Source organism: Lysinibacillus parviboronicapiens (genome assembly GCF_003049605.2).
Classification (GTDB): Bacteria; Bacillota; Bacilli; order Bacillales_A; family Planococcaceae; genus Lysinibacillus; species Lysinibacillus parviboronicapiens.
In genome coordinates this window covers 1,207,447-1,230,461 of record NZ_CP073713.1, presented here as the reverse complement: position 1 = coordinate 1,230,461, position 23,015 = coordinate 1,207,447, and the positions used below count along the sequence as shown (strand labels likewise).

Annotated in this window: 26 protein-coding genes; all 26 read right to left on the bottom strand. The window is 37.9% G+C overall.

The window, feature by feature from the left end:
* Positions 1 to 93 precede the first annotated feature (93 nt).
* The 26 genes from C9J31_RS05780 to fliM all read right to left on the bottom strand — a co-directional run bounded on the left by C9J31_RS05780 (position 94) and on the right by fliM (position 23,013).
* On the bottom strand, positions 94 to 894 hold the full coding sequence (locus tag C9J31_RS05780; RefSeq protein ID WP_107947786.1) for a phosphatidate cytidylyltransferase: 801 nt from the start codon (positions 892 to 894) through the stop codon (positions 94 to 96).
* A complete protein-coding gene (locus tag C9J31_RS05775) occupies positions 891 to 1,685 on the bottom strand; it encodes an undecaprenyl pyrophosphate synthase (protein WP_107947784.1) in 795 nt (264 codons plus the stop codon). Before C9J31_RS05775 ends, C9J31_RS05780 begins: the two co-directional genes overlap by 4 nt.
* Before the next feature lie 481 nt (positions 1,686 to 2,166).
* The gene (gene frr, locus C9J31_RS05770; RefSeq protein WP_107923058.1) at positions 2,167 to 2,724 is read right to left on the bottom strand and encodes a ribosome recycling factor; all 558 of its coding nucleotides are present in this window, start codon (positions 2,722 to 2,724) and stop codon (positions 2,167 to 2,169) included.
* Positions 2,724 to 3,449 carry a UMP kinase gene (gene pyrH, locus C9J31_RS05765; protein ID WP_107923059.1) on the bottom strand — a complete coding sequence of 242 codons (726 nt, stop codon included), beginning with the start codon at positions 3,447 to 3,449 and terminating at the stop codon, positions 2,724 to 2,726. Before pyrH ends, frr begins: the two co-directional genes overlap by 1 nt.
* Positions 3,450 to 3,689: 240 nt before the next feature.
* Complete coding sequence (gene tsf / locus C9J31_RS05760; RefSeq protein WP_107947783.1) at positions 3,690 to 4,577, bottom strand: translation elongation factor Ts; 888 nt, start codon at positions 4,575 to 4,577, stop codon at positions 3,690 to 3,692.
* A gap of 100 nt (positions 4,578 to 4,677) precedes the next feature.
* Positions 4,678 to 5,397, bottom strand: coding sequence for a 30S ribosomal protein S2 (gene rpsB / locus C9J31_RS05755; protein ID WP_107923061.1), 720 nt, complete (start codon positions 5,395 to 5,397; stop codon positions 4,678 to 4,680).
* A 157-nt stretch (positions 5,398 to 5,554) separates the two neighbouring features.
* Positions 5,555 to 6,148 (bottom strand): hypothetical protein, encoded by a 594-nt coding sequence (locus tag C9J31_RS05750; RefSeq protein WP_107947781.1) that lies wholly within the window; start codon positions 6,146 to 6,148, stop codon positions 5,555 to 5,557.
* Between the two features lie 9 nt (positions 6,149 to 6,157).
* A complete protein-coding gene (locus C9J31_RS05745; RefSeq protein WP_107923063.1) occupies positions 6,158 to 6,466 on the bottom strand; it encodes an RNA polymerase subunit sigma in 309 nt (102 codons plus the stop codon).
* Positions 6,467 to 6,504: 38 nt separating this feature from the next.
* On the bottom strand, positions 6,505 to 7,275 hold the full coding sequence (locus tag C9J31_RS05740) for a FliA/WhiG family RNA polymerase sigma factor (protein ID WP_107923064.1): 771 nt from the start codon (positions 7,273 to 7,275) through the stop codon (positions 6,505 to 6,507).
* A gap of 314 nt (positions 7,276 to 7,589) precedes the next feature.
* Positions 7,590 to 7,961 carry a hypothetical protein gene (locus C9J31_RS05735; RefSeq protein ID WP_107947780.1) on the bottom strand — a complete coding sequence of 124 codons (372 nt, stop codon included), beginning with the start codon at positions 7,959 to 7,961 and terminating at the stop codon, positions 7,590 to 7,592.
* Entirely contained in the window at positions 7,961 to 8,464 is a 504-nt protein-coding gene (locus tag C9J31_RS05730) for a chemotaxis protein CheD (RefSeq protein ID WP_054767140.1), read from the bottom strand. Before C9J31_RS05730 ends, C9J31_RS05735 begins: the two co-directional genes overlap by 1 nt.
* Positions 8,465 to 9,097: a chemotaxis protein CheC gene (locus tag C9J31_RS05725; protein WP_107947778.1), complete on the bottom strand. Its 633-nt coding sequence runs from the start codon at positions 9,095 to 9,097 to the stop codon at positions 8,465 to 8,467.
* A 9-nt stretch (positions 9,098 to 9,106) separates the two neighbouring features.
* Complete coding sequence (locus C9J31_RS05720) at positions 9,107 to 9,553, bottom strand: chemotaxis protein CheW (protein WP_107923066.1); 447 nt, start codon at positions 9,551 to 9,553, stop codon at positions 9,107 to 9,109.
* 27 nt (positions 9,554 to 9,580) lie between these two features.
* Positions 9,581 to 11,626 carry a chemotaxis protein CheA gene (locus C9J31_RS05715; protein ID WP_107947776.1) on the bottom strand — a complete coding sequence of 682 codons (2,046 nt, stop codon included), beginning with the start codon at positions 11,624 to 11,626 and terminating at the stop codon, positions 9,581 to 9,583.
* 15 nt (positions 11,627 to 11,641) lie between these two features.
* Entirely contained in the window at positions 11,642 to 12,796 is a 1,155-nt protein-coding gene (locus C9J31_RS05710) for a protein-glutamate methylesterase/protein-glutamine glutaminase (protein ID WP_107947774.1), read from the bottom strand.
* Positions 12,797 to 13,672, bottom strand: coding sequence for a MinD/ParA family protein (locus C9J31_RS05705; protein WP_107923069.1), 876 nt, complete (start codon positions 13,670 to 13,672; stop codon positions 12,797 to 12,799).
* A complete protein-coding gene (gene flhF, locus C9J31_RS05700; protein ID WP_107947772.1) occupies positions 13,669 to 14,868 on the bottom strand; it encodes a flagellar biosynthesis GTPase FlhF in 1,200 nt (399 codons plus the stop codon). The genes C9J31_RS05705 and flhF overlap by 4 nt, the downstream gene beginning before the upstream one ends.
* A complete protein-coding gene (flhA, locus tag C9J31_RS05695) occupies positions 14,865 to 16,898 on the bottom strand; it encodes a flagellar biosynthesis protein FlhA (protein WP_107947770.1) in 2,034 nt (677 codons plus the stop codon). The genes flhF and flhA overlap by 4 nt, the downstream gene beginning before the upstream one ends.
* A gap of 24 nt (positions 16,899 to 16,922) precedes the next feature.
* The gene (flhB, locus tag C9J31_RS05690) at positions 16,923 to 18,011 is read right to left on the bottom strand and encodes a flagellar biosynthesis protein FlhB (RefSeq protein WP_107923072.1); all 1,089 of its coding nucleotides are present in this window, start codon (positions 18,009 to 18,011) and stop codon (positions 16,923 to 16,925) included.
* A 1-nt stretch (position 18,012) separates the two neighbouring features.
* Positions 18,013 to 18,789, bottom strand: a complete 777-nt coding sequence (fliR, locus tag C9J31_RS05685; RefSeq protein WP_107947768.1) for a flagellar biosynthetic protein FliR — start codon at positions 18,787 to 18,789, stop codon at positions 18,013 to 18,015.
* 4 nt (positions 18,790 to 18,793) lie between these two features.
* Positions 18,794 to 19,063, bottom strand: coding sequence for a flagellar biosynthesis protein FliQ (gene fliQ / locus C9J31_RS05680; protein ID WP_024362021.1), 270 nt, complete (start codon positions 19,061 to 19,063; stop codon positions 18,794 to 18,796).
* A gap of 13 nt (positions 19,064 to 19,076) precedes the next feature.
* Complete coding sequence (gene fliP / locus C9J31_RS05675) at positions 19,077 to 19,742, bottom strand: flagellar type III secretion system pore protein FliP (protein ID WP_107947766.1); 666 nt, start codon at positions 19,740 to 19,742, stop codon at positions 19,077 to 19,079.
* On the bottom strand, positions 19,739 to 20,410 hold the full coding sequence (locus C9J31_RS05670) for a flagellar biosynthetic protein FliO (protein WP_238602000.1): 672 nt from the start codon (positions 20,408 to 20,410) through the stop codon (positions 19,739 to 19,741). Before C9J31_RS05670 ends, fliP begins: the two co-directional genes overlap by 4 nt.
* A 10-nt stretch (positions 20,411 to 20,420) precedes the next feature.
* Positions 20,421 to 20,783, bottom strand: coding sequence for a response regulator (locus C9J31_RS05665; RefSeq protein ID WP_004269288.1), 363 nt, complete (start codon positions 20,781 to 20,783; stop codon positions 20,421 to 20,423).
* A gap of 21 nt (positions 20,784 to 20,804) precedes the next feature.
* Positions 20,805 to 22,025, bottom strand: coding sequence for a flagellar motor switch phosphatase FliY (gene fliY, locus C9J31_RS05660; RefSeq protein ID WP_054767137.1), 1,221 nt, complete (start codon positions 22,023 to 22,025; stop codon positions 20,805 to 20,807).
* Positions 22,018 to 23,013 (bottom strand): flagellar motor switch protein FliM, encoded by a 996-nt coding sequence (gene fliM, locus C9J31_RS05655; protein ID WP_107923075.1) that lies wholly within the window; start codon positions 23,011 to 23,013, stop codon positions 22,018 to 22,020. Before fliM ends, fliY begins: the two co-directional genes overlap by 8 nt.
* Between the last annotated feature and the right edge of the window lie 2 nt (positions 23,014 to 23,015).

The following is a 23,015-nucleotide window of genomic DNA, read 5'->3' as shown; positions in this document are numbered from 1 at the left end:
TTTCTATCTAAGCAAATAAAGAAAAGCTACAATCGATTTTCGCCTACCACTTTTTAGAGGAGGTGAAATCTTTAGCATAAAAATCACGGTTTTCTAATTACCGATAAGATATAAAAAATGTAGTAAAGGCACGACGAATAACAGACTATCAAAGCGGTCTAAAATGCCGCCATGCCCAGGTAAAATAGTTCCTGAATCTTTCACGTCAAAATGACGCTTTATTGCAGATTCCACTAAATCGCCCATTTGACCAATAATGGAAGCGAAAATTGTGATAAAAATCAACGACACATAACTATCTACAATTGGATAAATCGCTTGCATGCCAACAGCGAAGATGACAGCAATAACAATCCCGCCGACAAAGCCTTCCACTGTTTTCTTTGGTGATATTTCAGGCCAAAGCTTATTTTTGCCCAATTTTCTTCCAACAAAATAGGCACCTGAGTCTGTCGTCCAAACAACCAGTAAACAATAAACAACATACTGTAGTCCAGAATTACGTGTCTCAATTAAATAATGGAAACCTAGTCCAACATAAAATGCACCCAATAAAATAAAGCCAATTTCATCAAATGTAATTTTATTTTTTACAAGCACCACATAAATAAGCAATAACATCATCAGTCCGTAAACAACCATTAAAACGGATGAATAACCAATTGCTTGTACTACCTCACTTCCCCAGTCCTTTGGTATAACCAGCATAATAAGTGTTAGTAGTCCCATAAAACCAGGTACTGAAAAAATTGAAATACCTTTCATCTTTAGTATTTCATAAAAGCCGACAACAGCCATTGCAAGCACAAGTAGTGTAAATGGCACCTTTCCATAAATAACAAATGGAATAAATAGTGCAGCTGCAATTATTGCTGTGATGATTCGTTGTTTCAAGTTGTTTCTTCTCCCTTCAACCCACCGTAACGACGATTACGTTTCTGATAGTTTTCCACCGCTTCGAGTAAGTTTTCCTCACTAAAATCTGGCCACAATGTATCTGTAAACCAAAATTCCGTATAGGCGAGTTGCCATAACATAAAGTTACTTAATCGTACTTCACCACTTGTACGTATTAATAAGTCTGGCTCTGGTAAATGGGCTGTCATTAAATGAGATGTCATACATTCCTCATTAATGTCCTGCATCGTTAAATGACCGTCCTGCACCTTTTGAAGCATCGTTTTCATAGCGCTGACCATTTCTGAACGACTCCCATAATTCAAGGCAAAGTTTAAAATTAGTCCCGTATTATGCTTTGTCTCCTCCATCGCCTCATACAGTGCTTTTTGTGTATGAGCAGGCAATAGAGAAGGGTCACCAATCATTTCAACTCGTACATTGCGTTCCATCATTTCCGGTAAAAAAGAACCTAAAAATTCCACAGGTAGACGCATGAGAAAATCGACCTCTGGTTTTGGTCGTTTCCAATTCTCTGTAGAAAACGCATAGACCGTTAATACTTGAATACCAAGATCTGACGCAAATCTCGTTACTTTCCGTACCGTCTTCATACCTTCATGGTGCCCAGCAACACGTGGCATTGCACGTTTCTTTGCCCAACGTCCATTTCCGTCCATAATAATCGCTACATGGGCAGGAATTGGCTCGCTTTTAGACAGGGCAACTCGTTCCTCCAATGATAGTGTATTTATATTTACTTGTTTACCTAATAGCTTCTTAAACATGCTAACTCCCCCACTACAACTAATCGGACGTATACTCACCTATCATAACAAACAAAAGTACTTTTTGTCTTTTTTTTCCCTCTAAATTGACTATGTATGAACTAGCTTATTTTAGAACAAATACACCTCATTAATTACACTTAGGCTAAGTTTTTAAATGACTAAGCTAACTCAAAGCCTGTCATTTCGGTATAGCCACTGGTATTGGTGTTTTAACAATACAGTAAGTGAGCCAACATCAAATGGTTACGCAGACTTGAGGTTAACTTTTTTTATTGTTTTCCATTCTTAAGCTATACCTTGTGCTCGAGGCATAAACATTCTGCAGTACGTGCCCGCTGATAAGCAATTAAAAATTAGTTCTTATCGAAATGGGATACTTCAACTGAATAAAGTTAAAAAAGAAAAGACGTCCTGTTATGTATAGGACGCCTTCATCTCATCAAAAAGTTCCATCAAAGAGTGTAAAGTGTCTGTCTGCTTACACTTCTAGAATTTCTTTTTCTTTTTCTTTCGTTACTTGATCTACTTTTACGATGTAATCATCCGTTAATTTTTGAATGTCCTCACCGTAGCCGCGTAGATCATCTTCTGTGATTTCGCCAGCTTTTTCGAGTTTTTTCAAATCGTCATTAGCGTCACGACGTACATTTCGAACTGCAATTTTTGCATCTTCTGCTTCTTTTTTTACTTGCTTTACAAGGTCTTTACGGCGTTCTTCCGTTAAAGCAGGGATCATTAAACGAATAACTGTCCCATCATTTGTTGGTGTAATACCAATATCAGATTTCATAATTGCTTTTTCAATCTCACCTAACACTGTTTTATCGTAAGGTGTAATGACTAATAGACGTGCTTCTGGCACAGCTACACCCGCAAGTTGATTAATCGGTGTTGGCGCTCCGTAGTAATCTACAGTAATACGATCTAGTAATGATGCGTTTGCTCGTCCTGCACGAATTGATGCCAATTCACGTGAGAAAGCAGCGATAGTTTTGTTCATTTTGTCTTTAGCTTGTTCTAAAACTTGTTTAGCCATTATGCATTCCTCCTAACAACTGTTCCAATTTTCTCGCCTAGCACGGCACGTTTTATGTTACCTGGCTCCGTAATTGAGAAGACAATTAACGGAATATCGTTATCCATACATAAAGTAGAAGCTGTTGAGTCCATTACTTGTAAACCTTGTTGAATAACGTCTAAGTATGTGAGTGTTTCATATTTAACGGCAGTCGTGTCTACTTTTGGATCTGCTGAATAAACACCATCGACATTATTTTTTGCCATTAAAATTGCATCTGCGTCAATTTCCGCTGCTCGTAAAGCTGCAGTTGTATCTGTAGAGAAGAACGGGTTACCCGTACCTGCGGCGAAAATAACTACTCGTTTTTTCTCTAAATGACGAACTGCTTTACGACGAATATACGGTTCTGCTACTTGTGTCATCACGATAGAAGATTGCACACGCGTTTCAATGCCTAATTTTTCAAGAGCATCTTGTAATGCTAATGAGTTCATAACCGTTGCTAACATGCCCATATAATCAGCTGCTGCACGATCCATTCCCATTTCGCTACCGATTTTTCCACGCCATATATTACCGCCACCTACAACAACAGCAACTTCTACATCAAGATCTACTACTTCTTTTACTTCTTCTGCAACAGACTTGATAATTTTTGGTGATAAACCGAAGCCAGCTTCTCCCGCTAACGCTTCACCACTTAATTTAATGACTACTCGTTTATATTGTGGCACACTCATTGTAAACCTCCGTCAGACATTTATTTAAAACATTTCTATTCCTTTTCCATTATAGTATATCTAACAATAAATACTAGTTGTGTAAATGGAGAATAGAAAATTCTATAGTTTTTCGCTCATTTCGGAAAAATAGGGAACACGTTATGTTGTGTTCCCCATTTTTGTCTAGAAAAAATCTAGATATTATTTGGTTAGGATCAAATGTAAGCCAGTCCATCCATGAACTAGTTTCACAAAAAATTAGTTACCTTTAACTTGGTTCATTACTTCTTCTGCAAAGTTATCTTCACGTTTCTCGATACCTTCACCTACAGCGTAACGTACGAAGCCAGTTACATTACCACCAGTTGATGCAACGAAGTCACGTACTTTTTGATCAGAGTTTTTAACGAATGATTGGTCAAGTAAGCAAACGTCTTCGAAGTATTTACCAAGACGACCTTCAACCATTTTCGCAACGATGTTTTCTGGTTTACCTTCGTTAAGAGCTTGTTCAGTTAACACTTTACGTTCACGTTCAACTTCTTCAGCAGAAACTTCTTCACGAGAAACGTAAGTTGGGTTAATAGCCGCGATATGCATAGCTACATCTTTTGCAGCTGCTTCATCAGTAGAGCCTTCTAAAGTTACTAATACACCAATACGTCCACCCATGTGTAGGTAAGAACCGAATGCATCTGCATCAGTTTTTGTTTTAATTTCAAAACGACGTAGGTTAATTTTTTCACCGATTGTTGCAACAGCTGTTGAGATTTGGTCAGCGATTTTTACGCCTTCAGCGTTTTCAAGCTCAAGAGCAGCTTCAACAGATTCTGGTTTAGCCGCTAATAATTGTGCAGCAAGTTGTTCAACTAATACTACAAATTTATCGTTTTTAGCTACGAAGTCAGTTTCAGCGTTTACTTCAATTAAGATCGCTTCGTTACCTTGAGCTAAAATGTAAGTTGTACCTTCAGCAGCGATACGATCAGATTTTTTAGCAGCTGATGAAAGACCTTTTTCACGTAAGAAGTCGATTGCAGCTTCTAAGTTACCCTCAGTTTGTACTAACGCTTTTTTACAGTCCATCATACCAGCGCCAGTTTTTTCACGTAATTCTTTTACTAATTGTGCAGTAATGTTTGCCATTTAGTGTTTCCTCCTCGAATTGGTAGAGATTATAGTGATAAGGTTCTAAAAAAGGTGATAAGGGGGTCTGAGCCACTTATCACCTTTTTGTAAACGTGAATTACTCAGCAGCAGCTTCTACAGCTGGAGCTTCTTCTTCACCTTGTTTTGACTCGATTAAAGCGTCAGCCATTTTAGCAGTTAAAAGTTTAACAGCGCGAATAGCATCATCATTAGCAGGGATTACGTAGTCGATTTCATCTGGATCACAGTTTGTATCAACAATACCTACTAGAGGGATGTTTAGTTTACGAGCTTCAGCAACAGCGATACGCTCTTTACGTGGGTCAACCACGAACATAACATCTGGAAGATTGTGCATATCACGGATACCGCCTAAGAATTTTACTAGACGTTCGTGTTCTTTTTTAAGTTGGATTACTTCTTTTTTAGGAAGAACTTCAAAAGTTCCTTCTTCTTCCATTTTTTCGATAGCTTTCATACGTGCAACACGTTTTTGAATTGTACCGAAGTTAGTAAGAGTACCACCTAACCAACGTTGGTTGATGAAGTAGTTGCCTGAACGTTCAGCTTCGTCTTTGATCGCTTCTTGTGCTTGTTTTTTCGTACCAACGAAAAGAACTTTACCACCGTCTTGACCAACTTGACGCATGAAGTCATAAGCTTCCTCTAATTTTTTAACAGTTTTTTGTAAGTCGATGATGTAGATCCCGTTACGTTCAACGAAGATATATTTCTTCATTTTTGGGTTCCAACGACGAGTTTGGTGACCGAAATGTACACCAGCTTCAAGTAATTGTTTCATAGAAATTACTGACATGTGAATTTCCTCCTAGAATGTTTGGTTTTTTTCCTCCGCATTTATCACCTGCAACAAGCTACCCTAATCTTAGAGCACCACTTACTACATCAAAATGCGTGTGTAATAATAACACCATTTGCTACTATATCACAGCTTATCCATATTAGCAACTGTTTTAGCTATGGAATTTCAATAAAAGCTCGATTTCTGTCTTACCTTTTTGAAGCTGTTTGGCAATTTCCTCCGCAGTTTTACCTTGCTTCGCTAGTTGCACGATTTGCTGTTCTACAGTTTCTGGCTTCGGCTCTTCCTTTTGCAGCATGACATCCTTTGTTTGGGAAGTACTTGATACTGTCACTCCAGCTTGCTGTTGACGTGAGTAAGCGTTCGCAGCAATATTTTTAGAGACTAATATACGCGGTTCACTATCATGACTAGTAGGCGCCAATACAGTTTTCTCTTGTTCTGTCTGAGAAAACTGGTAATCTTGCTCTTTTTGCTGTTTCTTCACCTGCTGGACAGCATATGTTGTTTTAACTTCAGGTTCAGGTTCAGGTTTAGGTACCGCTTGCAACTCTTGAATTAAGCGATTATTTTCATCCTTCATTTCTGCTAAGTAGAGACTAATGGTATCATCCATTTCTCGCATTAAGCGTTCTTGCTTATTTTCTAAATCTTTGAATTTTGCTAGTTTCGTGTTAAGTATAATAATGAAGTAAAATGAAAGTAGCTGTAAAACAAATAGAACAGCTATTAGTATGGTTGTCATAGTAAACTCCTATCCACTAAAGTCCACGAAATTTCCTTTAAACGGGTGTTGTGCCTGTTTTTCTGGTTTTTCGTTACTATTCTTTTTCTTTTTACGAGTACCTTTTATGTACTCTCCTCCCGCTTCTTCCTCTTCACTAATCTCAACCATACCCTCTGAAGTATTGACAACTTTCTGCTTACGCTCTAATTCCTTTTTTAGCGCTTCATTTGCATGTGCTTGCTGAGCCAAAGTTTGTTGTTGTGCCTGATCTGCCATTTTACCCGCTTCAAATGTCTTCGGAATAGCTATTTGTAATTCGACACCTTTTAAACTCATAAGACTCCCTCCTTCAAAGTTATGTGCCTATTCGCTTATTACACATTTAACATCTCATTTGACAGCAATTTTCTTAGCTTTAAAAGTGCCTTCGAGTGAATCTGTGAAATACGAGATGTTGACAATTCCAACATTTCACCAATCTCTGTCAATGTTAATTCCTCGGTATAAAATAAACTAAGCACAAGCTGTTCTTTGTCATTTAGCTTTTGTATATTTAAGGCTAAGTCGCCAAGTAATTCTGTTTTTATAACAACCTGCTCTGGCGTTTTCGACGTATCATCACGGATGATAAACGCCTTTCCTTCTGTTTCTTCCTGGTCTTGTTGCTCATTAATAGATAATACATTTGAAAAGAAATGCTCTTGTACAGTTTGGTACACTTCCTCTACTGGTAGTTCCATATGATTTGCGAGCTCCTCAGGTGTTACATGACGCATATATCTTTGTTCTAATTGTTCAATTTGAGCATCCAATTTTTTCGCCTTTTCTCGTGCAGAACGCGGCAACCAATCTTCCTTACGTAAGCCATCAATAATCGCCCCTCTTACTCTAAAAGAAGCATATGTATCAAATTTTAAGTCTCGATTAATATCGAATTTATTTAATGCATCAAAAAGACCTAACATGCCTAAGCTTGTTAAATCATCTCGTGATACGCTCTTCGGTAAGCCTGCTCCAATTCGCTGTACATGGTAAGAAACAAGAGATATATATTTTTTTATCAGTAAATCACCCGCATCAGGATCACGTTCATTGATCCAGCGACTCCACAGCTTTTTTTCTTCGTTCAGATTTGGTTGTGTCATGAAATCCACCTCTCTTTAAGAAAAGCGCATTCGAGCCCGTTCACACAAAAAAGCTACTTGCGAGCTCGAAGCAAAAGTATGTTCTACAACTTTCGCACGTGAAATTGAAGGATTTCAAGCGTGCGACACGATAGTGTAGACATGGTAAAACCGATGCCGTTCTTTACTATATTATAACAAGATTCGCCATAATTTCATATGTTTCTCTAACACTATTATATGATTCCTTCCTTTTCCCTCTTTTGGCATAACAAAAACTGCAAACAATTGTTAGCTTGGACACTAACATTGCATGCAGTTCGAAGTTGCCTGGTTTATGCATTTACTTGTTGGTCATCTTCACGACTCATCATCGTACGTACAACCTGTGCAATATCTTCGGTACTTTCATCTTGAAACTCAACAGTTGAGCTTGTGTTGTGTTTTTTCTGATTTTCGTCATTTTGTTCATCAGACACATTTTCGTCAAGTTCACTCTCTGTTTGCACTTTGTCTGTTTCCGGTGTAAATAAAATATACGTGATTAGCAATCGTACAAGATACATAACGAAAAAGACAATAAGTGCAGCTACAAATGAGCCGATGATAATACGCAATGGCGTTAAAGGTTTTTGAAATGTCATAAAGAAATAAATAGAAAAGGCAATTAATGCTCCCCATAGGTTGTAAAAAATAGAACCAAACATTATATTTCGCTCACTCCTTGGTTAACCGTTCGGATATGTAATGTCGACGTCGCAGGATTAAATTCAATTGTTCTACCACTATTTCCACCAGTATCTTCAGCAATTAAAGGAATTCCTTGACGCTTCAATTCACTCTTTACAGCCTCTACATTACGTGGACCGATGCGCATTGAATCTTTGTCCGAAGAGAATTGAAACATCTGCGCACCGCCCGCGATTTTCGCCTTTAGCTTGAACTTTTGAACACCTTCTAGTTTCAATAAGTCAATCATGCCCAAAATTCCTGTATCCGCAAATTTCGCCACATTAATCGACTCTGATCTAGCAAGGCTAGAATCTGGTAGCATCACATGTATTAAACCAGCAATTTTTTTTGACTCATCGTATAAAATAACACCTACACAAGAACCAAGACCTGAAGTTCTTATGGTATTTGGTAGTTTTGCTACATCCATTTGTGCAATTCCAACTTTTATTACTTGTCCACTACTATTTAACATAATCTATGATACTCCCAATGCCTTAAAAATAGCATCAAATGAATCTGGATCTGGTAGTAAGAAGAAATGTCCTCTTACCGTTTCATGATCCTCAACCCCGTCTTCATAAATGGATGTATTTATTACGATAACATTATCACTGACATGTGATAATTCAATTAAGCCAATACTGATGATAGCACCAAACATGTCGACACTAAGTCCTGGTACAGTTGGATAAATTTTTAAATTTGTAAAATCTGACAATGCCGATAAATATGAACCTGATAAAATATTACCCATTTCCTGCATGGCCGATAACCCTAATTCTGAAACAGGTGGTTTTTTAAAGTCGAACGATTCATCATATATTAGACGTCGGATAAAGCGATTAGCCTGTTCGATAGGAAGGATAAAAAACATACTTCCTTCAGCATCACCTTCGATGCGTAAAAAGATCCCAACAACGACGTTTTCAGATCCTCCAGCGAGTTCCATCATGTCATTAAACGATACCATTTCAACTTTTGGTACACGCATGTCGATTTTTTTACCAAGTAAACTGGAAAGTGCTGTCGCAGCATGCGCAGCACCAATATTTCCAATTTCCTTTAAGACATCTAAATGTAGTGATGTAATCTTTTGATTAAATGTCATCATCGATCCCTACTTTAGTGGATTTAATACTTTCTCTAAATGCAACAAGATTAATAATCGCTTGTCTATTTTTGCCACACCTGAAATAAATTCTTCTTCAAGCGAGCCAACTACTTCTGGCTGTGGTTCAATGGAATTTGAGGGAATATCTAAAACATCATTTGCTGAATCTACTACGAAACCTACTTCCATATCTTCCAATGAAATAATGATAATACGAGTTGTTTCTTCATGTTCAGAGATAGGTAACTCAAAACGTTCACGTAAATCCACAATTGGTGTTACAACACCACGTAGATTAATAACACCTTTCACATATTTCGCTGTTTTAGGTACTCGCGTAATATGCATTAACTTCTCGATTCCTTGAACGTGTGATACTGGAATCGCATATTCCTTATCTGCTAATTGGAAGACGATTACTTTAATACTTTCTTGTTCAACTGCGTTTGTCATTGTTAACACCTCTCTTATTCATTCACCTTATTTAATAAGTGCGTTGCAATCTACAATTAGGGCCACTTTACCATTACCTAAAATTGTCGCGCCAGAAATTGCAAAGATATTTGTTAAGTAATTTCCTAATGATTTCAGTACAATTTCTTGTTGGCCAATGAATGAATCTACAACTAAACCAGCAAGTTTTTCACCTTTACGAACAATAACTACTGAATGGAATTCGTCATCTTGCAGCTCTTTACGAGGCACCTCAAAGATTTCCTCTAAGAATACAAGTGGTACAACTTTGCCGCGGAAGTCGATTACTTTTTGGTTATGCGCATTCATAATATCTGATGAACGGATAATAGATGTTTCAATAATCGATGATAACGGAATTGCATAAATCTCTTTTTCGATTTCCACTAACATGACTGAAATAATTGATAATGTTAAAGGCAATTGAATAGAGAAAATAGAGCCTACGTCTTGAGTAGATTCAATCGAAATATTACCACCTAATGATTCAATGGTAGTTTTTACTACGTCTAAACCAACGCCACGACCTGATACGTCAGAAATAACATCTGCTGTAGAGAAGCCTGAAGCGAGAATTAGTTCATTGATTTGTTTATCAGACATCGAGAAGGATTGTTCTTGTGTGACAATACCTTTTGAAATCGCTTTTGCTAGTACTTTATCGCGATTAATGCCTGCGCCATCATCCTCTATCTCGATGAAGACATAGTTACCGCTATGGTAAGCACGTAATACAACTGTTCCTTCCTCTGGCTTACCCTTCGCACGGCGTGCTGTTGGATTTTCAATGCCATGATCGACAGAGTTACGGATTAAGTGAACAAGTGGATCTCCGATTTCATCAATTACGGTACGGTCCAGTTCGGTTTCTGCCCCAATAATGTCAAGATTAATTTTTTTGTTTAAGTCACGCGATAGCTGACGAATCATTTTTGGGAAACGATTGAACACTGTTTCAACTGGAACCATTCGCATCGTTAAAATAATTGTTTGTAAATCACCCATTACACGGCTCATACGCTCAACCGTTTCATTTAGCTCACCATGATTTACTTCAGTAGCAATTGACTGTAAACGTCCACGATCGATGACAAGTTCTTCAAATAAGTTCATTAATATATCAAGACGTTCAATATTCACACGAATTGTCTTATTTCCAACAGGAGCATGACTTTTTTCTGCTTTAACAGGTGTAGCAGACTTTGCAGGTACAGGTGTAGGCGCTGGTGTAGCTACCTCTTCTAGCGTTGCTGTCGCTGCTACTTCTTTGTGAGCCTCATACTCTTTTTCGCTGAATTTCTCTTGATTGATGTTTGCAACAATAACTTCATCAACCTCAGAAACCTTCATTAATTTTTTCTGCATATCCTCTGCGGATTCCTTTGTTACAAAGGCCACATAAAATTGTTGATCGAATTGTTCATCTTCTAGCTTCTCTACTGTTGGCGAAGATTTAATGACATCTCCGTCCTTTTCTAAAATCTCAAATACCATAAATACTCGTGCTGCCTTTAATAGACAATCTTCACGAAGGCGTACTGAAATTTCAAAAGCATTAAATCCTTGTTCAGCAGATTGCGTAATGACTGTTTGTTCAAAACTATCATATTCTAAGACGCTTGCTACAGATGGCGTGTCAATTGTTGTTGCAACAACTTCAGTAACTGCTTCTTCTCCTGACTCAATACGCTTTAATTGTGCTACGGTTGAAGAAACATCTCGTTTGCCGTCCCCACCGTTTGCAATATCCATAACCATTTCCTCTAAATGGTCTACAGATTCAAAAACTACATCTAAAATTTCTGGTGATACATGGATTTTTTCATTTCGAATGGCATCTAATACATTTTCCATTTTATGCGTTAAATCTGCTAAATCTTCGTAGCCCATCGTCGCTGACATACCTTTTAATGTATGAGCGGAACGGAAAATTTCTCCAACAATGGCCAAATCATCTGGGTTTTTTTCTAATTCTAATAAATGTTCACTACAAGCTTGTAAATGCTCTTTACTTTCTTCGATAAACATCTCTAAATATTGATTGACTTCCATAAGAGGACACCCCTTTTAAGGCAAATATTTCATAATTATTTGTGCAATATCATCAACATCAGCAACTTCATCGACAAGCTGCGTTTCCACCGCAGCTTTCGGCATACCATACACTATGCAAGTATCAGCTGACTCTGAGATAGCAATCACATTCCCAGTACTTTTTAATGCTTTTAATCCTTTTGAGCCATCATGGCCCATACCCGTCATAATGACTGCTACCTTATCAAAATCTTTAATTTGGCTAACGTCTTCGAACATGACATCTACTGATGGGCGATGTCCGGAACGTGGTGGTTCATTATTATCAAGGACGACACCAAAAGAGGTGCCTACTTTTCTTAGTTTCAAATGATACCCACCGGGTGCGATATAGGCCACTCCATTTTGTAAAATATCACCTTGCTCTGCTTCCTTTACAGTAATCTCACTTAATTGATTTAAGCGGGAAGCCAATGATTTTGTAAAACCAGCCGGCATATGTTGGACAATTAAAATTGGCGCTTGTATCGTTTTAGGAATTTTTGTAATCACTTCCTGTAGAGCGCGCGGTCCACCTGTAGATGTCCCAATAAGCACAATTTTCTTACTTACTCTACTCCATTCCATATGTGGCTTTTTTACCTCAGGTACTAGTGTCGAAATAGGGACTGAATGAGCCACTTTTCGTTCGTTTAGTATTTCTTTTTTTATGGTACTCGCTGTTAACGTTGGTACTTGTTGTTTTTTGCTACCGGCAGGCTTTTTCAATTTGGAGATAGGTACCAATGATGCTTGTTCAACCTTGTGGACAAGTTCATTTTGGATTTTATGTAAATCAAGAGATATTGTTCCGCTAGGCTTTGCGACAAAATCAACCGCTCCATATTCAATTGCTGTTAATGCATTTTCAGCCCCTCGTTGAGTTGTACTTGAAAGCATGACCACAGGTACAGGACAAATGGCCATAATTTCATTTAACGCCTCAAGTCCATTCATTTCAGGCATTTCAATGTCCATTGTCACAACTGTCGGCTTTAATGTTTGGATTTTTTTAATCGCATCTTTGCCGTTTCGTGCTGTTCCAACTACCTCAACCTTCGAATTCCCAACAAAAAAGTCACTAATTAGCTTTCGCATAAAAGCAGAATCATCTACTACTAATAACTTGCTTTTATGTAAAAAGTCCAATTAATCACGCCCTTTCGAAAAAATATTTCTAAGTTTAGATAAAAATTTACTCCCAGACTGTTCATGTCCATGCACTTCCTCTACACGGTGTTCCATAAAACGAGCCACTATAAGTTGAAGTGTCTTTGAAATAAGGGCATCTGGGTATGCAATCGAAAATGGCACTTGCTCGCGCACAGCTTTCCGCACAACGGTGTCCTCAGGTAACGAGCCTAACACCGTGACCTCTTTGTCTAAAAAACGTTTCATAGTAAGTTTTAAACGTTCATTTGTTTCAATTCCTTCTTCTTTAGAAAAAGCACGATTGCAAAGAATATAAATTTGCTTATCCATATCTCGTCCATGAATATATTTCATCATTGAATAAGCATCTGTAATGGAGGTTGGTTCGGCTGTCGAAATCACAATGATTTCATCTATTGATGTTAGCAAATCGAGTGACCAGTTAGTTGCACCTGCTCCCATATCAAACACAATATAGTCGAAGTTTTTTTGCAATTTTTCAAAAGCATGAATCAATTGTTCAAACATTCCATCTGACCATTCCAGCACACTCGCCATACCCGATCCCCCAGAGATATATCGCAAACCATAAGGACCTTCAAACATTACCTCATCTAGTAGCTTGTTTCCTTCTAAGTAGTCTTTAAAACTATAAGAAGCATTTTTTCCAATTAGTATATTGATATTGCCCATGCCAATATCCATATCTACGATTACAACTTTTCTCCCTTTACTCGCTAATGTAGCTGCAAAATTCATTGAAAAGTTACTTTTTCCAACTCCACCTTTTCCACTTACAACAGCGATTGCTCTACCTAATTCACCTTGCTGTCTTAGCATTTTCAAGCGCAATGTTTCAGCTTGGTCTCTCATTTTTCTTCACCTTGGAAAAACAAATTAAGAACTTCTTCTATTTCAGCTTCTTCAATATCTTCTGGTACTTCTTGACCATTCGTATAGTAAGCAAGTCCTTTATTATATTTAATCATTAAATTAATCATTGTGCCAATAGAATTTGTTTCATCAATCTTTGTAAAAATTATTTTTTCAATTGGCAACTGCTTAAACTGGTCAATAATGTCCGTCATATCTTTTTCTTTTGCTGTCATAGCAAGCACTAAAAAGGATTCAGCTTGATCGTCAAACTTTATAAGTCGCTGTAAATCATCAACATACTTTACTTCTTTATAGTTTCGACCTGCTGTATCAATAAAGACTAAATCCAAATGGGACAATCGTTGGATAGCTTGTTCAAAATCTGTTGCATTATAGGCAATTTCAACAGGCGCTTGTAAAAGACCCGCATACGTTTTTAACTGCTCTATAGCAGCAATTCTGTAAGTATCCGTAGTAATAAAGCCTATTTTTTTCTTTTTCTCTAAAACCGCTCTGGCTGCCATCTTAGCAATGGTTGTTGTCTTTCCTACACCTGTTGGGCCTAGAACATTAATATACTTTCTTTCATAGGTTAAACCGCCTATTGGTAGACCTTCAAGTTTTTTGCGCAATAAGTTTTTCGTAATCAATTTGCATTGTGAAAAGTTGATTTCGGCTGCTTCTTTAAAATGCATAAAAAGCTCATCACCAATCATTGTGATGAGCTCCTCATTTAGCTCTTGCTGTCTTAAGTATTCAATGAAGGGTAAGAGTTCATCGGGATATTGAGCTTGGGTCGTCTTCTTATGCATCGATTGCATTAAAGATTTTAAATCTGCAATTTCCTTCCTCAATTCTTCAGGAATACCTGTCTCCTCTTGCAAGGTCGTGTCCTGCTTTGGTTGTACTGGATGAATCTTTGCTTGCACAGCATTAGTAATCTCTTGTAAACTTGCATTTTCTTTACTTGATTGAGGTGTTGCAAGAGTAGCAGTAGGTGCTGGTGCCATATTGCTTGGCTCCATTTTATCAATCCCTGCTACTACCTCAAAACTCTTCTTTTTTACGAGTCCAAAAAACTTTTTAGTTACCACTACTTTTGAATTCAAAATGACAGCGTCTTCGCCTAAATCAGCACGTACAAGTTTCATTGCTTCTGGTATGGAAGATGCGTAATATTTTTTCATTTTCACTCAACATTCACCACCCCAACACTTTGAATTTCAACCGTAGCATCAAGTTCATTATAAGAAAGAACTGGAATCTGCGGGAAATAACGTTCCGTCAGCTGACGTAAATACATACGAACTGCTGGTGAACATAAAATAATAGCCGATTGTTCCATAAAGGAAACACGTTCTACCTCAGCTGCTATGGACTCTAACACAATTTGAGAATCTTGTGGATCCATTGCTAAATAATTCCCATGATCTGTTTGCTGAATACTATCAGCAATCATTTTCTCTACTTTACCTGATACAGTAATGACTTTCAATGACGCACTGTCCCCTACATATTGCGATGTAATTTGGCGCGCTAATGACTGACGTACGTATTCAGTTAATATATCGGTATCACTCGTTAATTTTGCATAGTCTGCAAGCGTTTCGAAAATAATTGGCAAGTTACGCACCGATACATTTTCTCGAAGAAGCTTGCCCAGTACTTTTTGAATCTCTCCAGTCGATAGCGGAGCAGGTGTTAATTCTTCGACTAAAATTGGATGTGTTTCGCGTAAATGATCTATTAATTGCTTTGTTTCTTGACGACCTAATAATTCATGCGCATTTGCGCGAATCATTTCAGTTAAATGTGTGGACACAACACTCGGTGGATCCACGACTGTATAACCAAACATTTCAGCATCCTCTTTAACTTGCTCTGTAATCCATTTTGCCGGTAGACCAAATGACGGTTCAACTGTCTCAATACCTTCAATTGAATCATCATCTCCTGGACTCATGGCTAAATAGTGATCAAGTAACAGTTCGCCTCTTGCCATCTCATTTCCTTTTATTTTAATGCGGTATTCATTTGGCTGTAACTGAATATTATCACGAATACGAACAACTGGAATGACAATACCTAGTTCCAACGCTAGCTGGCGGCGTATCATGATGACACGGTCTAACAAGTCTCCACCTTGTGCAGCATCTACTAAAGGTATTAAACCATATCCAAATTCAAACTCAATCGGGTCCACATTTAATAAATTCACAACATTTTCAGGGCTCTTCATGCCGTCTGTTGCCACTTCTTCCTCAATTTCAAGTAATTCTTCTTCATCCTCAGGCTTCTTACGTTCCATCATGTAGGCACCCGCAATTAACGCAATACCAATTGGTAGTGTAATCCAGTCAGGAATTGGTGTGAATAGGCCAAGTAGGATAATTGTACCTCCGGCAACATAAAGTAACTTTGCTTGAGCAAATAGCTGGCCCATAATATCTTCGCCAAGACTGCCTTTAGAAGATGCACGTGTTACAACAATCCCTGTCGCTGTAGAGATGAGTAATGCTGGAATTTGTGAAACGATACCATCGCCCACTGTCAGCTTGGAGAAATGGGTTGCGGCTTCCGCGAATGGTAAACCCATTTGCACAACACCGATGATGATACCAAATAATAAGTTGATAATAACCATGACCATAGAGGCAATGGCATCCCCTTTAACGAATTTCGTGGCACCATCCATCGCCCCATAGAAATCCGCTTCACCCGCTACTTTATCACGACGTTCTCGCGCTTCGCGCTCTGAAATAACCCCTGCGTTTAAGTCAGCGTCAATACTCATTTGTTTACCAGGCATCGCATCTAACGTAAAACGTGCTGCTACTTCTGCTACACGTTCCGCCCCTTTTGTAATAACGATAAACTGAATTAACACAAGAATTAAGAATACGACTAGACCAACGAGAACATTCCCGCCGACTACGAAATCCCCGAATGTTTCAACTACAGAACCTGCATCCCCGGTTGCTAAAATCGCACGCGTTGTGGATACACTCAGTCCAAGTCGAAACAAGGTTAACAGTAAAATAACTGAAGGGAAAATCGAAAAGTCTAACGCTTCCTTCATACTCATTGCTGTTAATAGTACTATTAATCCTAAAGTAATATTAATGACGATTAAGAAACTTAACATCCAAGGAGGAAGAGGGATGATGAGCATCGCTACGATTAAAATAACCGCACCTAAAACCCCTATATCGCGAACCTTCATTTGTGTCCCTCCTACATAAAAGCTTTAAATTTTACGCTTAATACGATAAACATAAGCGAGTACTTCTGCTACTGCTTTGAAAAATTCATCCGGTACCTGATCGCCAATTTCTACCTGATCATACATCGCACGTGCTAATGGTCTATTTTCAACCATAATGACATCATGTTCTTTCGCAATCAGTTTAATCTTTTGGGCAACAAAGTCTGTGCCCTTTGCGACCACCCGAGGGGCATCCATACTTTCCTCATCATATTTTAGAGCAATCGCATAGTGAGTTGGGTTTGTTATAACCACATCTGCACTTGGAATCTCTGACATCATCCGACGCATCGCCATTTCGCGCTGACGTTGTTTGATTTTTGATTTGATAAGTGGGTCACCCTCACTATTTTTATATTCATCTTTAATGTCTTGCTTGGACATTTTAAGATTTTTTTCATAATCATGTTTTTGGTACATCCAGTCCAATAAGGATACACAAAGTAAGACAAGCGAAGCTGCAATACCCATAATACCGACGAGTTTCCCAACTGTAATAAGGGTCATCCACGGACTTTTAAAGGATAAGGCTAATACTTCAGGTAAATTTGACCAAATAATAATTGTTGTAACCCCACCAATAAAGGAAATTTTCAATACTGATTTTAATAGTTCAACAATTGCTTTAACAGAAAATATTTTTTTTAACCCTTTAATGGGGTCCATTTTTTTTAAATCAAATTTCATCGGTTCTAATGTAAATAAGAAACCAAACTGTAGAAAGTTCCCTGCTAATGCCCCTACAAAGGCAATGGCCATAATTGGCACGATAATATACGCCATTTCCGTTAATGTTTCTGTAAATAAGCGCATAACACTATCAATGGTTAGTGTTTCTACACGTATGTTATGAATAAAGGTTTGTCTAAAAAAAGCTAAAATTTCGTCTATTAGTGAGCCCGCAAAGAAGAAGAGAAAGATAAATACCATGAGCATAACAATAGCGCTTGATATATCCTGACTCTTGACGACTTGACCTTTTTTACGTGCATCTTGCCGTTTTTTAGGTGTCGCCTTCTCTGTTTTTTCACCTGCAAAAAATTGTAAGTCTAAATCCAGTAGTAGCAACATTTTATCCACCACCTAAAATTGCCATTAAATCTCGCATAGCGTAGATCATAATTGTAATAAGCTTTTGAATGACTTGTATCATAACGCCCATCATTGTGAAAAGCACTAAAAAACTGACACCAATTTTAATTGGGAAACCAACAACGAAAATGTTCAATTGCGGGACAGTTTTTGCGGTTATTCCTAGCGCCAAATCGACTAAAAACAATGTTGCTACAACCGGTGCAGCCATTTGGAAAGCAATAGCAAAGACGGCGGTAAATGTTGTCATGATAAACTGGATATACTCTTCATTCGCAAAATTAGGGAACCCTTGATCCATCGGTAAAAATTGATAACTATAGTAAATGCCATCTAGAATCATATGATGTCCATCAATCGCTATTAGTAATAGTAGTGCTAGCGTATTGAAGAATTGTCCAATTAATGGGCTTTGTGCCCCCGTCTGCGGATCAATAATATTAGCAATAGCAAACCCCATTTGGAAATCAATAAAGCTACCGGCGATTTGAATCGCCGACATGACGATGTAGCCTATTAGACCAAGTAACAGCCCAATAAGTGCTTCCTTCATCACTAAAAGTATGTAATCACCATTAAAAAGAAACGGCTCTACGTCGATTGTATAATACATCATCCAAGCTAAAACGAATGCGAGAGTAATTCGTACTTGCTGCGGAATTGTTCTGTACGAAAAAAAAGGTACAGTGACAAAAAAAGCTGTTACACGTACAAGTACTAATAAGAAAACGGTTATTTGAGGGATTAATTCATTCATGCACTCACCCTATGTAACGCGTTAAATTCTCAAAAATGTCTCTCGCATAACTCGTTACTTGTGATAACATCCATGGACCAAAGAATACAATGGCCACTAATACCGCGACGATTTTTGGAACGAATGCTAATGTCTGCTCTTGAATTGAAGTTGTTGCTTGAAAAATACTTACCGCTAAACCAGAGATTAAAGCAACTAATAATAGCGGTCCGCTTGTTAGAAGGATAATCATAATGGCACGCTCTGCAATTGAAATGACCATTTCACCTGTCATACTGTATCATCCCCTAAAAACTTTGTAGTAAGGATTTCATTACGAGGTACCAGCCATCGACAAGTACAAATAATAAAATCTTAAACGGCAATGAAATCATAACCGGTGGTAACATCATCATCCCCATCGACATTAACGTACTAGCAACAATCATATCGATAACAAGGAATGGAATAAAAATCATAAAACCAATTTGAAATGCTGTTTTTATTTCGCTCAAGGCAAAAGCAGGTACGAGCATTGTTAATGGAATTTCTTCCACCGATGCCGGTTTTTCTGCTTGATTATACTTTAAAAATAAATCTAGATCCTTTTGCCTTGTATGCTTACTCATAAATTCCTTGAAAGGCTCACTTGCGCGATCGTATGCTTCTTCTAGGTCTATTTCCTCGGCAAATAATGGCTGTAAGGCCTCTTTATTCACCTCTTGGAAAGTTGGAGCCATAATGAAAAATGTTAAAAATAAAGCTAGACCGACAATGACCTGATTAGGAGGCATTTGTTGGGTTGCCAGTGCTGTACGCACAAACGACAACACAATTACGATTCTTGCAAATGAAGTCATTAAAATTAAAATACTTGGTGCCAGTGATAATACCGTTAATAATAATAGTAGTTTAACAGAGGTGGAAACATTGGCCGGATCACTACCAGAAAGGATATCGACTACATCATTCATTTTTCATCATTCTCCTTTTGTTTCCATTTCTCTAGTTCCTCACTACGCTCCTGTTTAATTTCAGATATCTTTTTTTCAAATAGTTCTCCAAACGAGTCCTGATTTTGTTGTGTTGTTGAACTATGTGTATTTTTTTTCTTAAACTTCGAAAACAATTCAGCTATATAAGGTGATGTTGCTGCATATTCTTGTCGTTCGTTATAGAGTGCTAGTAGTGCTTCTACTTCCTGAGGGTCTGTAATTTCACGTAACAGTTGTACGTCCTCACCGACACCAATCAAATATAGTGATTTTCCAACTTGTAGAAGTTGCACAGATTTTTGTGCACCTAACGATAAACCGCCTAAATTTTGTACCATTTGATTCCGTTGAAAGGTTAAATTTCTTTTATTTAAGAATTTCATTAACCCGTAAAATAAAGCTACAACAAAAATAAGCGCCAAAACCATTTTTATGTATTCCCATGTAGACACATCGCCAGCTGCGGAGACAACTGCATCTTCTTTAGCAGCTGGTTCTGAGTCATCTTTACAAGCTTCTGGATTTTTCATACAGTACTCAATACTATTTGTATCGGAGTCAGCGTAAACAGAAGCTGATGTTGGGTACAAAAACAGGAAGGGTACAAGAAATGCAAAAATCATCGTAAGACGAAATGATTTTAACATTTGCATGCAATCATCCTAGAGCTTTTTGAATCGCTTCAATTACTCGATCTGCTTGGAAAGGCTTAACGATAAAGTCTTTTGCACCCGCTTGAATTGCATCGATTACCATTGCTTGTTGTCCCATTGCTGAACACATGATTACAGTAGCGCTTGGATCTGTCCCCTTAATGGCTTTAAGAGCAGCAATGCCATCCATTTCAGGCATCGTAATATCCATTGTTACTAAATCTGGTTTTAATTCGTTGTATTTTTCTACAGCTTGTAAACCATCAGCTGCTTCCCCTACAACTTCAAATCCATTTTTCGATAAAATATCCTTGATCATCATGCGCATGAATGCAGCATCGTCTACAATCAAAATTCTTTTAGACATGGTTAACTCCTCCAATTGAAACTATCTTAAATTATTTAAACGCTCTGCTTGACTTAAAACATCTGTAATGCGAACACCGAAGTTTTCATCAATAACAACAACTTCGCCTTTAGCGATTAAACGGCTATTTACTAGAATATCGACTGGTTCCCCAGCTAATTTATCTAGCTCAATAATCGATCCACTAGCTAGCTCTAAAATCTCTTTAACAGAACGTTTCGTACGTCCTAACTCTACAGTAACTTGCAATGGAATATCAAGTAGCATATTTAAATTTCTAGCTTCAGATTGCGAGATTACATTTGGATCAAAGCTAGCAAACTGTGCTTGTTGAACATTGACAGGTTGTACAGGTCTTGCTGATGTATGAAGCTGTTGTTCTTGATACATTGGTTGCTGTGCAGGTTGTTGGTGCATTGGCTGTTGGACAGGCGCTGCAGGTTGTTGTTGCGGCGGCGCTTGTTGCACAGGTGGCGGAGCTACTGGCGGCGCTTCTGGTGCAATTGTTGCAGCCACAGGCTCTTCAACGGGCTCTGTTTCTCCTAATAGAGACTTTACAATGTTTTGACTAAATCTCAGTGGTAGTAATTGCATTAAATTCGAATCAATTAAATTACCAATTCGGAGTCGGAATGATACTTTCACAAGTAAATCGTCTTCCGGAATATTATCTCGACCTTCATTTTGAGAAATATTCATTAAATCTATAGTTGGTGGTGAAATGTCCACCTTTTTGTTAAATACTGTCGACATAGACGTTGCAGCCGAACCCATCATTTGGTTCATTGCTTCTTGTACTGCACTTAGCTGAATTTCGCCTAAGTCAGGCTTTGGATTTAATCCATCCCCGCCTAACATTAAATCTGCAATAATAGCAGCATCTGATTGTTTAATTACAAGTAAATTCATACCTGTTAAACCAATCGTATACTCAACTTGTACTGCTACATAAGGATGAGGAAACTCCTCTTCTAATTTATTGCGATTAATCATTGAAATACTTGGGGTAGTAATATCTACTTTTTGACCTAATAACGCTGAAAGTGCTGTAGCAGAGCTACCAAAAGATATATTTCCTACTTCACCTAATGCATCTTGAGCAAACGAATCTAGGTAGTCCTCTACTCGTATTTCATTCATTTCATCATTTGCAGAAGCTTCGGTGTCGCTGTTTTTATCTTCCAACGTCTCGCCCCTTAATAACGCTTCAATTTCTTCTTGGGAGAGCATTTCATCACTCATCTTCGTCTCCTCCTTTCAAAGGGTCGATAATCTGGATTGCTAATTTTTTACCTTGTTTTCCGGGCTGTACCGTGAATTTAGGTAATGTTCCTACTTTAAGTATTAGAGGCTCTTCAATTTTTTGTTCTAACTGAATAACATCACCCGTTTGCATCATTAGGAAATCTTCAATAGTAATGTCTGTAATCCCTAACTCTACAGAAAGTGGTAACTGTGCTTGTTTTACACGTGTTTCAAGCATTTTTGTTTGCTCTGGAGACATCTCTTTTGTATTTGTCTGCATCCAGTAGCGTACCGATAAATTAGGTACAATTGGTTCCAATACAACATGCGGAATACATATATTAATCATACCGCTTGTCTCTCCGATAATCGTATTTAATGAAATAACGACAACCGTTTCATTGGGTGAAATCATTTGTAAAAATTGAGGATTCACTTCCAGTTCTACTAAAATCGGATCGATTTCAGCGACATTTTCCCATGCCTCCCGTAAATTATCGAATGAACGTTCAAAAAGGTTTGTCATAATTTTTGTTTCAATTTCTGTTAGATTATCAACATTACTATGACTCGCCCCACTACCGCCCATTAGACGATCTAGCATTGAGTAGGCAATATTCGGATTTATTTCCATCAATATATTACCATCAAGTGGTGGCACTTCAAACACATTTATGAGTGTCATATTCGGAATCGAACGAACAAACTCTTCAAATGGTATTTGGTCTACTGATGCTACGGTAATTTGTACATAGCTTCTGAGCTGTGCAGAAAAGAAAGTAGTCAATAGTCGTGCAAAGTTTTCATGTATTCGGGTCAAACTTCGGATTTGATCTTTTGAGAAGCGTAGCGCTCGTTTAAAGTCATATACTTTAACCTTGCGCACCTCGTCTTCTTTTTTTATATCATCCGCTGACATTTCTCCGGTTGATATTGCCGAAAGAAGCGCATCTATCTCAGATTGGGATAACACATCTCCTGCCATTT

Bases quoted from the DNA above. Each gene is read 5' to 3' on its own strand.
- C9J31_RS05775 (WP_107947784.1), bottom strand. From the start codon at position 1,685: ATGTTTAAGAAGCTATTAGGTAAACAAGTAAATATAAATACACTATCA.
- frr (WP_107923058.1), bottom strand. From the start codon at position 2,724: ATGGCTAAACAAGTTTTAGAACAAGCTAAAGACAAAATGAACAAAACT.
- pyrH (WP_107923059.1), bottom strand. From the start codon at position 3,449: ATGAGTGTGCCACAATATAAACGAGTAGTCATTAAATTAAGTGGTGAA.
- tsf (WP_107947783.1), bottom strand. From the start codon at position 4,577: ATGGCAAACATTACTGCACAATTAGTAAAAGAATTACGTGAAAAAACT.
- rpsB (WP_107923061.1), bottom strand. From the start codon at position 5,397: ATGTCAGTAATTTCTATGAAACAATTACTTGAAGCTGGTGTACATTTC.
- C9J31_RS05750 (WP_107947781.1), bottom strand. From the start codon at position 6,148: ATGACAACCATACTAATAGCTGTTCTATTTGTTTTACAGCTACTTTCA.
- C9J31_RS05745 (WP_107923063.1), bottom strand. From the start codon at position 6,466: ATGAGTTTAAAAGGTGTCGAATTACAAATAGCTATTCCGAAGACATTT.
- C9J31_RS05740 (WP_107923064.1), bottom strand. From the start codon at position 7,275: ATGACACAACCAAATCTGAACGAAGAAAAAAAGCTGTGGAGTCGCTGG.
- C9J31_RS05735 (WP_107947780.1), bottom strand. From the start codon at position 7,961: ATGTTTGGTTCTATTTTTTACAACCTATGGGGAGCATTAATTGCCTTT.
- C9J31_RS05725 (WP_107947778.1), bottom strand. From the start codon at position 9,097: ATGACATTTAATCAAAAGATTACATCACTACATTTAGATGTCTTAAAG.
- C9J31_RS05720 (WP_107923066.1), bottom strand. From the start codon at position 9,553: ATGACAAACGCAGTTGAACAAGAAAGTATTAAAGTAATCGTCTTCCAA.
- C9J31_RS05715 (WP_107947776.1), bottom strand. From the start codon at position 11,626: ATGGAAGTCAATCAATATTTAGAGATGTTTATCGAAGAAAGTAAAGAG.
- C9J31_RS05705 (WP_107923069.1), bottom strand. From the start codon at position 13,672: ATGAGAGACCAAGCTGAAACATTGCGCTTGAAAATGCTAAGACAGCAA.
- flhA (WP_107947770.1), bottom strand. From the start codon at position 16,898: ATGAAGGTTCGCGATATAGGGGTTTTAGGTGCGGTTATTTTAATCGTA.
- flhB (WP_107923072.1), bottom strand. From the start codon at position 18,011: ATGTTGCTACTACTGGATTTAGACTTACAATTTTTTGCAGGTGAAAAA.
- fliR (WP_107947768.1), bottom strand. From the start codon at position 18,789: ATGAATGAATTAATCCCTCAAATAACCGTTTTCTTATTAGTACTTGTA.
- fliQ (WP_024362021.1), bottom strand. From the start codon at position 19,063: ATGACAGGTGAAATGGTCATTTCAATTGCAGAGCGTGCCATTATGATT.
- fliP (WP_107947766.1), bottom strand. From the start codon at position 19,742: ATGAATGATGTAGTCGATATCCTTTCTGGTAGTGATCCGGCCAATGTT.
- C9J31_RS05670 (WP_238602000.1), bottom strand. From the start codon at position 20,410: ATGTTAAAATCATTTCGTCTTACGATGATTTTTGCATTTCTTGTACCC.
- C9J31_RS05665 (WP_004269288.1), bottom strand. From the start codon at position 20,783: ATGTCTAAAAGAATTTTGATTGTAGACGATGCTGCATTCATGCGCATG.
- fliY (WP_054767137.1), bottom strand. From the start codon at position 22,025: ATGAGTGATGAAATGCTCTCCCAAGAAGAAATTGAAGCGTTATTAAGG.
- fliM (WP_107923075.1), bottom strand. From the start codon at position 23,013: ATGGCAGGAGATGTGTTATCCCAATCTGAGATAGATGCGCTTCTTTCG.